Source organism: Martinezella lusitana (assembly GCF_014207095.1).
GTDB classification, from domain to species: Bacteria; Pseudomonadota; Alphaproteobacteria; order Rhizobiales; family Rhizobiaceae; genus Rhizobium; species Rhizobium lusitanum_B.
The window spans coordinates 63,926-77,922 of the sequence record NZ_JACHBG010000027.1 but is presented as its reverse complement, the minus strand read 5'-3'; the positions used below and the strand labels follow the sequence as shown (position 1 = coordinate 77,922).

At 58.2% G+C, this 13,997-nt stretch carries 13 protein-coding genes and 1 pseudogene; 9 read left to right on the top strand and 5 right to left on the bottom strand.

The window, feature by feature from the left end:
* Positions 1-137: 137 nt before the first annotated feature.
* A complete protein-coding gene (locus tag GGD46_RS29945; protein ID WP_184710629.1) occupies positions 138-1,121 on the bottom strand; it encodes a pyridoxamine 5'-phosphate oxidase family protein in 984 nt (327 codons plus the stop codon).
* On the bottom strand, positions 1,118-1,729 hold the full coding sequence (locus tag GGD46_RS29940) for a glutathione S-transferase family protein (RefSeq protein WP_184710627.1): 612 nt from the start codon (positions 1,727-1,729) through the stop codon (positions 1,118-1,120). Before GGD46_RS29940 ends, GGD46_RS29945 begins: the two co-directional genes overlap by 4 nt.
* 115 nt (positions 1,730-1,844) lie before the next feature.
* On the opposite strand from GGD46_RS29940, the gene GGD46_RS29935 reads away from it, so the two are divergent.
* Both GGD46_RS29935 and GGD46_RS29930 read left to right on the top strand, forming a co-directional pair.
* Positions 1,845-2,762, top strand: a complete 918-nt coding sequence (locus tag GGD46_RS29935; protein ID WP_184710625.1) for a LysR family transcriptional regulator — start codon at positions 1,845-1,847, stop codon at positions 2,760-2,762.
* A gap of 377 nt (positions 2,763-3,139) precedes the next feature.
* Positions 3,140-3,646, top strand: a complete 507-nt coding sequence (locus GGD46_RS29930) for a hypothetical protein (RefSeq protein ID WP_313206342.1) — start codon at positions 3,140-3,142, stop codon at positions 3,644-3,646.
* Here the strand turns inward: GGD46_RS29930 and GGD46_RS29925 are convergent.
* Positions 3,640-4,284 (bottom strand): response regulator transcription factor, encoded by a 645-nt coding sequence (locus tag GGD46_RS29925; RefSeq protein ID WP_184710623.1) that lies wholly within the window; start codon positions 4,282-4,284, stop codon positions 3,640-3,642. The genes GGD46_RS29930 and GGD46_RS29925 overlap by 7 nt on opposite strands.
* On the bottom strand, positions 4,281-5,714 hold the full coding sequence (locus GGD46_RS29920; RefSeq protein WP_184710621.1) for a sensor histidine kinase: 1,434 nt from the start codon (positions 5,712-5,714) through the stop codon (positions 4,281-4,283). The genes GGD46_RS29925 and GGD46_RS29920 overlap by 4 nt, the downstream gene beginning before the upstream one ends.
* Positions 5,715-5,995: 281 nt before the next feature.
* Between GGD46_RS29920 and GGD46_RS29915 the strand changes: the two genes are divergently transcribed.
* Together GGD46_RS29915 and GGD46_RS29910 are read left to right on the top strand one after the other, a co-directional pair.
* On the top strand, positions 5,996-6,646 hold the full coding sequence (locus GGD46_RS29915) for a hypothetical protein (protein ID WP_184710618.1): 651 nt from the start codon (positions 5,996-5,998) through the stop codon (positions 6,644-6,646).
* A gap of 1,488 nt (positions 6,647-8,134) precedes the next feature.
* Positions 8,135-8,392 (top strand): hypothetical protein, encoded by a 258-nt coding sequence (locus GGD46_RS29910; protein WP_184710616.1) that lies wholly within the window; start codon positions 8,135-8,137, stop codon positions 8,390-8,392.
* A gap of 157 nt (positions 8,393-8,549) precedes the next feature.
* Here GGD46_RS29910 and GGD46_RS29905 read toward each other — a convergent pair whose 3' ends face one another.
* A complete protein-coding gene (locus tag GGD46_RS29905; RefSeq protein WP_184710614.1) occupies positions 8,550-9,407 on the bottom strand; it encodes a LysR family transcriptional regulator in 858 nt (285 codons plus the stop codon).
* Between the two features lie 97 nt (positions 9,408-9,504).
* Here GGD46_RS29905 and GGD46_RS29900 point away from each other — a divergent pair, with 97 nt between their 5' ends.
* The 5 genes and pseudogenes from GGD46_RS29900 to GGD46_RS29880 all read left to right on the top strand — a co-directional run bounded on the left by GGD46_RS29900 (position 9,505) and on the right by GGD46_RS29880 (position 13,991).
* The gene (locus GGD46_RS29900) at positions 9,505-9,885 is read left to right on the top strand and encodes a tautomerase family protein (protein WP_184710612.1); all 381 of its coding nucleotides are present in this window, start codon (positions 9,505-9,507) and stop codon (positions 9,883-9,885) included.
* Positions 9,886-10,197: 312 nt separating this feature from the next.
* The gene (locus GGD46_RS29895) at positions 10,198-11,778 is read left to right on the top strand and encodes a Re/Si-specific NAD(P)(+) transhydrogenase subunit alpha (RefSeq protein WP_184710610.1); all 1,581 of its coding nucleotides are present in this window, start codon (positions 10,198-10,200) and stop codon (positions 11,776-11,778) included.
* Between the two features lie 20 nt (positions 11,779-11,798).
* The gene (locus GGD46_RS29890) at positions 11,799-13,232 is read left to right on the top strand and encodes an NAD(P)(+) transhydrogenase (Re/Si-specific) subunit beta (protein ID WP_184710608.1); all 1,434 of its coding nucleotides are present in this window, start codon (positions 11,799-11,801) and stop codon (positions 13,230-13,232) included.
* 200 nt (positions 13,233-13,432) lie between these two features.
* Positions 13,433-13,732: an antitoxin gene (locus GGD46_RS29885; RefSeq protein ID WP_184710606.1), complete on the top strand. Its 300-nt coding sequence runs from the start codon at positions 13,433-13,435 to the stop codon at positions 13,730-13,732.
* Positions 13,681-13,991, top strand: a pseudogene (locus tag GGD46_RS29880) (type II toxin-antitoxin system RelE/ParE family toxin). Before GGD46_RS29885 ends, GGD46_RS29880 begins: the two are co-directional and overlap by 52 nt.
* Positions 13,992-13,997: the final 6 nt, after the last annotated feature.

The window sequence follows — 13,997 nt, the reverse complement described above, 5'->3', positions numbered from 1 at the left end:
CGCCACACGCTACGACCAACTGGCAAACAGCTTCCTCGGCATGGTCCATCTGGCCACCGCCAGATACTGGCTCAAATTTGTCCACGCCGCCTAATGCGGGCTTCTCTGCGTCCAACGTCAAGGAGGCTAAAGGCGATCTAGGACCTGGTGTCTGGATTTTCCCATGTTCCGGTCGCCAGGCTGAATGGCGACCATTCCGTCAGGTCATAGCGGATCGGCAGGGCGTCGGGACGCCAGACCACGAGCCTAGGGCGGAAGCACCAATAGCGCTCGGCGCCCTTAAGCGAAAGGTCCGGCGCGGGATCAAGCAAAAGAGCGGCATCGCCGGTCATTTGCAGGAGTCCTCCCGAGGCAAAGTCTACGAATGTCACACCTGCCTTCCGGTTCAATGCGATGTTCCCGAGCGTATTGAAGAACCGGTTCCCAGCGAAATCCGGGATCGTCAACCAGCCGTCGTCACCGACACGGACGAAGCCCGCCTGTCCGCCGCGATGGGAGACATCGACGCGGCGCTTGCCCTTGCCCTCGAAATAGGATGCAACAAACAACGTGTCTGCTTGGCTGATGAGGGCGCGGGCGGTATCGTCGAGTGCCGAACTTACAATTGGGGGCATATCGGTTACGTCGGCCGGGTCGCGGATGAAGCTGACGCTTCTCGCCTGAATATATTTCGGACAGTTGCCAAAGCTCTCATCGACCGTGATGTCGAAACCCCGCGCATGGCGTTGCAGCGTGCCATTCAGGCGATTGCGGCGTCGCGTCGCAAGGTCGATGCCAAGAAGGGCGATTTCCCGGCCATCCTCCATTCCGGCATCCGCCGGGTCCGCACCCTCCCGGGCAAGCGTGACGCCAAGGTGATAGGGATCGGCTGCCTGGAGAAAGCCCGGCCTGCCGGCGCGCAGCGTTGCCCAGGCGTCGCCGTCGTCATCGACTGCGCCAAGGACGACCATGGGCAGAAGCGGATAGAACTCTCGGTGCTGGTCGATCAGATGATTGCGGATGACCTTGGGGCCGATTTCGCTCATGCGGCCTTCGACATCGGCCGATCGCTGCAGACTGACCTCGCCGTCGTGCCACGGCGATGGTCGTGGTAGGTCCGCACCTATCGCTATATCCGTCATGCCGCCAACCCGACGGGGGTCTTCTGGAATTCGACGAAGCCTGGCAGCGCCTCGACTTTCGTAAGCCAGCCAAGAATACGCGGATATGGCGCGAGATCGACATCGCCTTCTGGCGCGCGAGCCACATAGCTGTAGAGCGCGATGTCGGCGATCGTCGGCTTGTCCGTGGCGATCCATTCGCGACCGTCAAGTGCCGCTTCTATCAGCATCAGAATGGCATGTGCGCGAGGGATGATTTCCTCGGAACGAAATGGTGCATTGAAAACTGTGATCAGACGCGCCATTGCCGGGCCATAGGCGATCTGGCCGGCTGCGACGGATAGCCAACGCTGAACGGCAGCACCTCCAATCGGGTCTTCAGGCAACCAGTCCGTCCGCCCCAACTTCTTGGCGATGTACACGAGGATGGCGTTGGAATCCGAGACGATTGTCCCGTCATCGTCAAGAACGGGCAATTGTCCAAAGGGATTGAGGGCGAGAAACTCCGGCTGCTTATGCGCCTTGACCGAAAGATCGACGAACGCGAGCTCGTGCTTCACTCCGAGCAGCGACAGAAACAGTCGAGCGCGATGAGAATGACCGGAGAGGGGGTGATAGTAGAGTTTCATGGCTGCCTCCTGGGATCTGACGGCAGGAACTATGACTATTAATCGATATGTCGATAAGCATTGAAAGGTGCATCTAACCATTTCATAATCTGAAATAATTAGGAGGGATGCATGCATGGACCGGTTACAGGCAATGCGAATTTTCGCGCAGGTCGTGGAAAGCGGAGGCTTTGCGTCTGCCGCAAAGCGTCTGCACATGAGCGCGCCCTCGGTAACGCGTGCGATTGCTCAGCTAGAAGACAATATCGGAACGCGCCTTCTGGTGCGAACGACCCGCTCGATGAAGCTCACCTCGGCGGGCGAGGGCTACGCGGCAGACTGCCGTCGGATCCTTGCCGACATTAGCGAAGCCGAAGCCAATGCCGCCGGAAGCTACACGCAGCCGGCAGGCGTGCTGACGGTGACGGCTCCGGTGCTCTTTGGGCGAATTCATGTGCTTCCTGCCATTCTCGATTTCCTTCGCCTTTATCCGAACATGAAGGTCAAAACCGTCTTTGTCGATCGGGTGACCAATCTGGTCGAAGAGGGCTTGGACATTGCCGTGCGTATCGCGTCGCTGCCCGATTCCGGCCTGATCGCCCGACGTGTTGGCTCGATCAGGCAGGTTCTTTGCGGCTCTCCTGAGTATTTTGCCAGGTTTGGCGAGCCGCAAACTCCTGAAGATCTTCGCCATCACCAGGTCATCGGGCGCGACGGCTTGTTCGGGCAGTCAGAATGGCTGTTCGGCAAGGCCAGCAACATCCGTGTTCCGATCAAGTCGTCGCTGATCTGCAACACGAATGATACGGCGATTGCCGCAGCAATTGCAGGCGCCGGCTTGTCCCGGTTCCAATCCTATCAGGTGGCGCAGGACGTCAAGGCGGGCCGGTTGAAGATCATTCTTGCAGATTATGAGCGCGAGCCGGTTCCGATCCATCTCGTGCATGGCGAGGGGCATATGGTCTCTGCGCGGGTCAGGGCTTTCATGGATTTCACAGTCGATCATCTGCAACGACAGGCAAATACGAGTATTGCCCAAGAAGCGAGCTTCTGATCGGGAAAGCTTCCATCCGCTATTCGCCTGCAGTCCGGCGAATAGCGCGACAGCTGGCTGGACGCAGCCAAAGGCGACCTGGCTAGAGCGTTTGCCCGCGGCATAGAAGAATACGGAGGAGCAGCTTTTGATAAGACGAGCTGCAATGGGGCTTCGGTCGGTCACGCCTTCCGACGTTGGTCTGATGTTGTTTCGGCGAAAGGTCGCTTGTGCGATTGCTGAAGTCCGAACGGGGCCTTATCCATTTGATTAGACTTGACCGCTCGCAGCATAGAGACGATTTGATAGGGAATCAAAACTTTGCCAGTCGGTGGTCTGCGGTGGCGTTTTGCGCCGCATTGATCGCCGGATCCAACCGGAGCCTGAGGAGGCTGGGTGTGTTGTTGCGCCGTAAACTAGTTGCCGCCCTCCCGTGCCTGCTGTTGACCTTGGTCAACACGGTGCTTCCCTACACCATGAGCATTCACGGCACGTCCGCGACATTTGCGCAGCAAATGGCCGAAGCCAAGGGTGGAAACGGTAACGGTGGCGGCAATGGCAACGGTGGTGGAAACGGCGGCGGCAACGGTAACGGCGGTGGCAATAGCGGCAACGGCGGCGGCAATGGTAATGGTGGCGGGAACGGGAATGGCAACAGCGGCTCAAACGGCAAGGGGCACGACAATGGCCAGCAGTCGGGTACCAAGAGCGCGACGCAAAGTCAGACCTATTCCGATCAATCCGTGAACGAGGGCAATGGCTCGCTCACCGTTCGTCACAAGGACGGCATCAGCGAAAACATCCGGAGCGGGCGTTACGTTATGAGGGATTCAAAAGGACGAACAATCGTCAACCGCGACGCAACGGCCGCCGATGAAGAGCGGCTTAGATCCTTCCTTCATTGACGGCGCTTTTCAAGCTCGTCGCGAAACGCCATCGCAGCTTCCGTGCGGTTGGTGACGCCAAGCTTGGCGAAGATTTGGGTCATATGATGCTTGATGGTCTTTTCGTGCAGATCCAGTTTCAGGCCGATATGCTTATTGCTCAATCCGCCAGATGCCAGTTCCAGCACCTCTCGCTCCCGATCTGTGAGTGCGACGAAGGGATTGACCTCGGTGCTCGATCCGCCTTCCGAAATCAGACGTGCGGATAAAGTGGGGGCGACATAGCTGTTGCCGGCCGCAACGCTACGAATGATATCGGCGAGTGCGCGCGCGCCAACGCCTTTCAATACATAGCCCTTGGCGCCATACTTGAGCGCCGCCATGACGTCGTCGCTTGCCTCGGAAACCGTCAGCATCACGATCTTCTGGTCGGGTATTTGCTCGAGTATAAGGGAGATGGCTTCCAGCCCGCCTCCCGGCATGGAAATATCGAGCAGCAGGACATCGGGGCGATGGGTCGCTGCTATGCGCAGCGCGTCGTCCTTGCTGCTGCCTTCCCCGACGATGCTAAGCCCTTCCATTTCGGTCAGGCTTCGGATCACTCCCTCCCTGAAGAGGGGGTGATCGTCCACGACCGCCAAGCTGATTGCAGCTGTCATGCCTGCTCCATTTCCTCGATATTCAATGACATTCGCACGGTGGTTCCGCGATCGGATGATGAAAGCTGAAAGGTCCCTCCAAGGCTTTCGACACGATCTCTAAGGCCGGCAAGGCCAAGCTTTTGCGGCGCGACGCCGCTCGTATCGAAACCTTGCCCCTTGTCGACTACTTCTACAATGATCTGCCCGTCCTCCGACGATTGCGCAACCTTCTGTCCAATGCCCCCGGCATGGCGATAGCCATTGTTGAGTGCCTCCTGGACGAAACGATAGATGCATATCTTTGCCGACGTGGAAAGGTCGGCGGGTGTCTTGTCCAAGGAGAGCGCAACGGAAACGCCGGTGCGTTGCTCATGCGCGCGGATCGCGCGTTTCAGGAGGTCCGTCAGCGTATCCGTCTCGATGTGTGGCAGCATCAACCCGCTGCAAATGCCGCGGATTTCCGTCATGGCATCATCGAGACTGGACTTGATGGTTTTCAAGGATGCCTCACGCTCATCGGGTTGCGTGGTTGGCGCGATGAGGGTCTGGCTGTCGAGACGCAAGGAGGCATAGGCGATCAGCTGCGCCGGACCGTCGTGCAAGTCGGCACCGATGCGGCGCAGATAGCTCTCGTTAAGGGAGGCGGACCGTTGCGTTGCTCGTTGAACACGTGCACGCAAAGCCTCATTCTGCCGCAGGAGGGCCGATAGTTCGCCAATGCGGCCGTTGAGCGCCTCGCGCTGGCTGTCAATGGTGCGGCTGCCCCGTAGAACGATAATCGACAAAAGCGCGAAAAACGTCATCGTAAATGCGGCAACCACGAGCCAGCTCAGCAGACGGGCCTGATTGAGGCTCCCTTCGAAATCGTTGGCGACTTCGTAGAATTCGGAAACAGCGACGACCTTGCCAGACCAGGGTTGCAGAACCGGATTGTAGATTTCCAGGAGCGGCTTGCCGCTATTGCGTTCGGCCTCGCTTTCGACATCGTCGATCCGATTGAACTTCGCGACCATCTGGCCGGAAAAGGCCATTCTGAGGTCGTTTGAAAGTGGGAATTGCTTCCCGGAAAGGTTCTTGTCGTTGGAGTAGAGAACGGTTCCGTCGTTGCGCCAAAGCCTGAAGGAAAATAGCCGATTGCCGAGCGCACCCTGGCCGAGCGTCTCATCCAGTGCCTGTCTAACGGAGTCGTCGAGGATTTGGGTCGTTTGCATATCCGGCAGAAGTGGAGCGATGACGCTATCGACGTAAAGCGCAGTCGTTGCTGCGGAATTGCGCGTCACCGCGTTTTCGATCAGACTGGCGACGAAGGCCCCCACGACGACCATCGCACAGAGCGCGACCAAGCCACCCGCGAGCAGGAACTGCCGCGCCAAGGATTGAGAATTCCAGCGCGCGATCAAACCCACCAGAGATATCTTGTATTTTTGGTTTGTTCGCAGAACCGGCATTATCAGCACTGATCTCCCAACTCCTATAGCTATCCCGACAGACACGGGTGTCAACTGCCGCTCATCGGCATCATCAGCGCTTTCGCCCCAAAAGGGTCCTGCTATCCGCCTCAGCAATCTAAGCGACCATCGGGCGCGATCAATCAGACTATGGTCCAAATGCCCAAGGCATAGGTCCAAGCGGTGTAGAAACCTAGAATTTCGGCAATATTGTAGTGCGAGATGATTTGCTAGACACGGCCGCCGCTGAAGGCGGCGGCTTTTTCGTAAAGGAACTGCGCATGAAAATCCGTTCAATCGTCAGCACCGCAAGCCTCGGCCTCATCTTGGCAGTCGCCCCCGTGGGAGGAAGTGCCGTCGGCCTCATACAGACGGCTTTCGCCAAAGGCGGAGACGGCGGTCACGGCAACGGCGGAGGTCATGGTGAAGGAAAATCCGACCATGAAAAAGCTGGTGGTAACGACACGGACGGCACGTCTGCAAACGCATCCACGGGCCAGGGCTCTTCATCGTCGGAAAAATCACATCATTCGGACAAGCATTCCAAGACGCATGATGAGAAAACGGAAAAGCACAGCTCCAAGCTCGGCGCCGGCAGCCTTCATTCGCTGAACAGAAACTATCATGCCTATCTGAACTCCAAGGATCCCAAGATGGCGGCGCTCGCAGCCTATGTGAAGGCCTATGCCGAGTTCGAAATACAATATGGAACAACCGCCGTGCCGACGGATCCCGCGCTTAGCGACAACGCCCTGCGTTCGGCGTTGCAGCAGCTGTCGAACAAGCCGGTCACAAGCCAGGAGCTTGCCGAAGCAAAGAGCATTCTTGGCGCCGGAACAAATACGGGAAAGATCGCGGAAGTGCGTGAGGCTCTCGAAAAGAAATCCGAAACCGAGACGCCGATTGATGACGATGAAACAACTGTCAATTAAGGGCGCGGCGCTCGTGGCCTCTCGGAGCGGATGTTCCGATTGCTGAATATTTTGACGGCAGTTTTTCCGCCGCCGTCATTTGCAAGTTTGGCGCCGATGGGCGCCATCCCCCTGCCGGTGTAACAGCCGGCTCTATCGTCGGATCGAGTCTCCGCCCCCAACAGGACTCGATCCGGCGATAGGTCACCTCATAACCCGGTTGACGATAGGTGGCCCGCGGTACTTGCATGGTGGAAATATCAGGCGGATCTCGGCGATCCATTGCACCTGGTCGAGGAGTGGTGCCGCACCAGCTTGGGCGGCGAAATCGGTGGCCCCTCACGCTTGAAAACGGTTCGAAGCTAGCGCCGAAACTCGGTCTGACAGACGGCTTCTCCGGTCTCGACGGTACCGGTGCCGCAGCTCCGTCACGGCAGGTCTCTTGCTGCAGACGCCGGATCGGCGGGTCTCGATACCAATCTGCTGTTCCACCTCCAAGGCGAGCGCGAAAAGTCGATCGGCGCCGGGTTGGCGGCGAGCAAGGCGTTCTAAGCGCTGCCGTAAAGTCTCACAACGATAGAAGGGCCGCCAGCGGTATGGCGGCCCTTGTCGTTTCGACGGATGACAGCACTGTTCTGATATGTGGCGATAACAGGGTCTTGTCGGAGGTGGACTGACAAAACCTCGGGCCGCTTTGACGATGCCATAAGCGGACCGAGCAGGATGTCATTAGATGCCCGAACCTGTGCGGGAGTATTTGGATTCCAATCTCTCCCTGGAGGCAGTCGGCTTTCCCGTGCCTTAATCGCAGACGGTCCTGCGAATCACCACCCGATGGTGATGCCGGTACGCATACTGCCTCTCTGTCCAGCAGTGCCGATCATAGCGATATCTCGGGCCGTCGTAATAGTCATGATATGCGTAGGCTGGTGGGTAACGATAGTACCGCGGCGGTGGCCGATCATAGTCGTAACTGGGCCGAACCCCGTACTCAAAGTAAACCTGGGAGAATGCCGGTGACGCAGAGAAGGTCGCCGCGACTGCCAGTGCTAAGATCGCGATTTTTTTCATGTTTTCGTTCCATCCGATTTGGACACATTCATTGGCAAAGCCTCAACCTCGCCTCGGATGTTAATATGCCATATGAGCTGTTCATGAACATGGACCAAAGTCTCGATCAAATGCGGACTTTGGACTGAAAGGACCTAGATGCAGTTCTGCCGCTTAGGTCGCGTGCAGGCTATGGTCCCGCCTTTGCTCGAAGCTCCACGTGAGCGGAGTCTGGTCGAAATCGCGATCGGAATAAGCGAGAAACGACCATTCATGCTGTGTTCAGCCGCGTGGTCTCAGGATCATCACATTGACGGAGGTTCGCTATGAAAATCTTTAAATATCTGCTTGCGTCGCTTCTTGGTCTCGGCATGTTGATCGGTGCGGGTGCTGCGTCCGCGGCACCGATGACGAACATGACGAAGCCGGAGATCCAATCGTCCGTTCAGACGGTCCGTTATGATCATCGTCGCCATTGGCATGGTCCGCGACATCATCGTCCTCACCGCTGGCGGTCGCACCGCAGCTACCGCAGCCATTATTGGCGTGGCCATCATCGCGGTTGGTACAAGGCTCGTCACCACCACCACCGTTATCACCACCATCGCCGCTACTATCGCTACTGACCAGACCGGACGGTACGACAACATCTACACCTTCGGCGCGATCTGCCCAATGTCGCATTTCGCGCCGTGTGTCAGCCGAGCAGCGATGTAACCAGTTGATCAATGGCATTTCTGAGGCTGAACGGTTCGGCCCCGCCCTCTCGACTCTGGTGGATGCGAAAATCGCTCTCGCACCCAACTCTCGTTGAACAAAGCGCGGTTTCGGCAGGACGCCATGGGTAGCAACTGCGTTTGGGCGGAGGAGCCTGCTAGCCTCGCACCGCACTCCTGAACGCCGCCGCAAGAGCCGCAAGCGCGTCACTTGGCCGACCGGCCCTGATCCTTGTATGCAGGAGGATCGGCAAGCGTGGGAGATCGGGAAGACCGAGCCTGGCGCCGACATCGACTGCGCCAAACGGCAACATGCGCGGCGCCAATGCGGCAACACCAAGCCCTGCCATGACAGCCGCAACGACTGCTGGAACACCGCCCCCAACGAACACCTCTGTCCATGGCACACCGGCGGCATCGAGATGCTGTTCGGCCAAGGCACGCACGCCGCACGGCTCGGCCATCGTGGCAACCGGCAGAGGCTCGCCCGCGCGTCGTTGCCAATTTGGCGCGGCAAACCAGCCGAATTGTTCTTCCGCCAGAAGCTCTCCGTCGCTCCGGCCCAAATATTGGCGAACGATAACTGTGTCGAGCTCGCGTCGATCGAAGCTCTGTAGCAGGTCACCTGACGAACCTATCCGGATTTCGATCAGCAATTGCGGATCCTGTGCGTTCATACGCGCGATCAATGCCGGAAGCTCCGGGCCTGCGACGTGATCGCTGATGCCTATGGTGAGACGCTGCCGGGTCTGCGCAAATGTGGTGAGGGCGCGATCATGTGCCTCCAGCAGGTGGCGAGCCGATTCGAGGAATGCTGCACCATGTGCTGAAAGCTGAACATGGCGGGGCGTTCGCTCGACAAGCCGGTGGCCAAGCCTCTTTTCGAGGCGCTTCAGCTTCAGGCTGATCGCAGCTTGTGTCGTCTGCATGGCTTCGGCAGCACGTGTGAAGCTGTCAAGCTCTGCAATGTGGAGGAACGCCTGTACGGCGTCGAGATCGAGTGGAGCGCCCATCATTTCCAGTCGTTATTATTAAAATCACTATCCATAGCGTATGAAAATAATAGATCGGCGGCTAACCTGCAGTCCAGGACAAATTCGAAAGGATCTCTCGATGCCGCTCACTCACATCGCTCTGCGCGCAGGAAAACCCGAAGGCTATCGCCAGGCGATCTGCAACAGCTTCCACCGTGCGATGCACGAAACATTCAACGTGCCCGAAGACAACGACTTCGTAATCATCACGGAGCATGAGGCAGCGAACTTTCGCTACGACCCGGCCTATCTTGGCATGGTCCGCAGCGACGATCTCGTGTTTATCCAGATCACCGCAAACAACACCCGCACTGTCGAGCAGAAGAAAGTGCTGTTCCACCGTATCGCCGAATTGCTTGGCGAGGATCCGGGCCTTCGATCGGATGACGTGTTTGTGTCGCTTGTCGAGGTCGAGAAGGAGAACTGGTCGCTCGGTCGGGGCTTCGCGCAATACGCATGACACGATGATACCGTTCGGTAGGGGAGGCGGCGAAACCTGCAGCTTTGAACTGGCAGAGCGGGGAAGGGCAGGTTGTCATTTATCAAGCGCGCGCGGGTAGGATTTGCCGCAGGCCACTGATCCACCTCTCTATGTCATATGGAGTCTGGCGGCTCGATACGATTAAAATCGATTAGAGATCTCGATCGTCCGCAAAAAGCAGTCATGTTAGCGTCATTGTGCACTAGACAATCTCAATTTTCCTTGTTGTTGCTGCATCGGTTGGTGCTCGGCCGATGTGGAGCGGACGAGTGGAGAGAGGATTAAACATAAATGCAGAAGAGAGTTGGAGCTCCAAGGGAGCGGTCCACTGCCGAAGCGCGTGTCGCGATGACACCCGAAAGCGCGCTGAAATTGCAAAAGCTCGGCTACGAATGTCTTATCGAAAGCGGCGCCGGTAAGGCGGCAGGCTTTTCAGATAAGGCCTATCGTGAGGCAGGTGTTACGGTCGTCGAGAGCTGCGACGAGCTCTACGCATCCGCTGATGTGATCGCCAAGGTCCGTCCGCCGGAAGTGGCTGAAATCGAAAAGCTCGGACCGGGGAAGACGCTCATTTCCTTCTTCTATCCGGCGCAGAATGCGACATTGCTCGATCAAGCGAGAGCCACGGGCGCAAATATCATCGCGATGGATATGGTGCCACGCATTTCGCGCGCGCAAAAGATGGATGCCCTGTCGTCGATGGCCAATATTGCGGGCTATCGCGCGGTCATTGAGGCCGGCAGCAATTTCGGTCGCTTCTTCACCGGACAGGTGACGGCGGCAGGCAAGGTACCGCCCGCAAAAGTCCTTGTTATCGGTGCAGGTGTCGCCGGACTTGCCGCAATCGGTACCGCCACCTCGCTTGGTGCCATTACCTACGCCTTCGACGTGCGCCCCGAGGTTGCCGAGCAGATCGAGAGCATGGGAGCTGAGTTCGCCTATCTTGATTTTGCCGGTACACAGCAGGACGGTGCGGCAAGCGGCGGCTACGCGGCGCCATCATCGCCCGAGTTTCGCGAGAAGCAGCTCGCGAAGTTCCGGGAGCTTGCGCCGGACATGGATATCGTCATCACCACCGCGCTGATCCCGGGTCGTGATGCGCCCAAACTTTGGTTGGCGGACATGGTGGCCGCGATGAAGCCGGGCTCGGTGATCGTCGATCTTGCCGCCGAGCGCGGCGGGAATTGCGACCTTACGATCGCAGATCAACGTGTGGTGTCCGACAATGGCGTCGTCATCATCGGCTACACCGACTTTCCAAGTCGCATGGCGGCGCAGGCCTCGACACTCTATTCCACCAACATCCGGCACATGATGACGGATCTGACGCCCGGCAAGGATGGCAAACTCGTCCACAATATGGAGGACGACGTGATCCGCGGAGCGACCATTGCCTTCGAAGGCGCGATCACCTTCCCGCCACCACCGCCGAAAGTGCAGGCGATCGCGGCGCAAAAGCCAAAACCGAAAGCCGCGGAGCTGACGCCCGAGCAGAAGCGGGCACAGGAGACGGAGGCCTTCAAGGCGCAGACGAAGAGCCAGGGCATGCTGCTTGCCGGCGGAACTGCCTTGCTGCTTCTGGCAGGTGCATTCGCACCGCCGAGCTTCATGAACCACTTCGTCGTCTTCATGCTCGCCTGCTTCATCGGCTTCCAGGTGATCTGGAACGTCTCCCACTCGCTGCACACGCCGCTCATGGCGGTCACGAATGCCATTTCCGGCATCGTCATTCTCGGTGCGTTGCTGCAGATCGGTTCCGGCAATTGGCTGGTCGTCATTCTCGCCGCCCTGTCTGTCTTGGTCGCGACGATCAATATTGTCGGCGGTTTCCTCGTGACGCGGCGCATGCTCGCCATGTTCCAAAGGTCGTGATCAGCTAGGAGGTTATCAACATGACGATCGGTATCGTTTCGGCCGCCTACATCTCTGCGGCTGTTCTCTTCATCCTTTCACTTGGCGGCCTTTCCGGACAGGAAAGCGCAAAGCGTGCGGTCTGGTACGGCATTGTCGGCATGGCGCTCGCCGTCATCGCCACCGTCTTTGGGCCGGGCATCGGCAATTGGTTCATCATTGTCTTGATGATTGCCGGCGGCGCGGTGCTTGGACATTATGTGGCGAGCCGCGTGCAGATGACGGAAATGCCGCAGCTTGTTGCTGCCCTTCACTCCTTTGTCGGTCTCGCCGCGGTCTTCATCGGCTTCAACGCCCATATCGAGGCTTGGCGTGTTGCCGGCATGGATGAGACCATGCGAGCGGCGCTCGATGGCTTTGCCGGCATCCTCGCCCACAAGACATCGGTTGAACTTGCCATCATGAAGGTCGAAGTCTTCCTCGGCGTCTTCATCGGTGCGGTTACCTTCACCGGTTCGGTCGTCGCCTTTGGCAAGCTCGCCGGCAAGGTGGACGGCAAGGCCAAGAAGCTCCCCGGTGGGCATGCTCTCAACGCGGCCGCTGCGGTTCTCTCGCTCATCCTGCTCTGGATGTATGTCGGCGGCTCCGGTGCCTGGACGCTGATCCTGATGACCGCCGTGGCCTTTTTCATTGGCTATCACCTGATCATGGGCATCGGCGGCGCCGATATGCCGGTCGTTGTCTCGATGCTCAACAGCTATTCCGGCTGGGCAGCGGCGGCAATCGGCTTCACGCTCGGCAACGATCTCCTGATCGTGACGGGAGCGCTCGTCGGCTCGTCCGGCGCAATCCTTTCCTACATCATGTGCAAGGCGATGAACCGTTCCTTCATCTCGGTCATCCTTGGTGGTTTTGGCGCAACGACAGGGCCGACAATGACAATCGAGGGTGAGCAGATCGCCATCGATGCCGAAGGTGTTGCCGCGGCCCTTAATGATGCCGACAGCGTTGTCATCGTCCCCGGCTATGGCATGGCCGTCGCTCAGGCGCAGCAGGCCGTATCGGAACTCACCCGCAAGCTGCGCGCCGCCGGCAAATCCGTTCGATTTGCAATCCATCCGGTTGCCGGCCGCCTTCCAGGGCACATGAACGTTCTGCTGGCGGAGGCAAAGGTTCCCTATGACATCGTCCTGGAAATGGACGAGATCAATGAGGACTTCCACGAGACGGATGTGGTGATCGTCATCGGTTCGAATGACATCGTCAATCCGGCAGCCCAGGAAGATCCCAACTCCCCGATCGCCGGCATGCCCGTGCTTGAGGTTTGGAAGGCAAAACAGGTGTTCGTCTCCAAACGTGGTCAGGGTACGGGGTACTCCGGGATCGAGAATCCGCTGTTCTACAAACCGAATACGAGAATGTTCTATGGCGATGCCAAAGCATCCGTTGGCGATCTGATCCCCAAAATTGCGTAGGGGGCAGATTTTCTGAAAGCAGATCCGGCTCCGAAAGGAGCCGGATCCATTTTTCGCGAAACTGAGCGTTGCTTCTCGCCTGAGTGGACATCGAGGTCAGTTCTCGGGGAGGGTGTACTGAACTGTTGGGAAGCATTGTGCAGCGGTGACGGCCCCACATATGTGCTAATGTGGGCTGCGTAGCGCAGGGAGTACATTGGATGAGCCGATTGACAATCGACATGACGGACCAGCAACATCAAAGCCTCAAGGCGTTGGCTGCTCTGCAGGGCAAGACAATCAAGCAATACGCACTTGAGCGCTTATTTCCTGGCGACACGGATGGAGATCGAGCCTGGCAGGAGTTGAAGACGTTGATGGACACACGCATCAACAACGGGCTCGCCGGAAAACTATCGACCAAGACCGTAAGCGATATTCTCGATGAAGAGACTTCCGAGGGTCGTGCTTGCCGGCCTATATCCTTACGACAGAGGCAGAAGCCGATCTGCGCTCCGTAATCCGTTACACGCGTGCGCAATGGGGTACCCCTCAGGTGCGCCGCTACGTCCTGGTTTTGGAGCGCGGCATCACAAGCCTTGCGGAAGGCAGGGGCCGTTCAAGGATATGAGTGCGCTTTGCCCCGGGTTGAGAATGGCACGGTGCGAGCATCACTACGTCTTTTGTCTGTCACGCGAGAGCGCGCCGGCTCTGATTGTGGCCATTTTTCATGAGCGGATGGATCTCATAACGCGTTTGGCTGGTCGTCTGAGCCAATGATGCTTG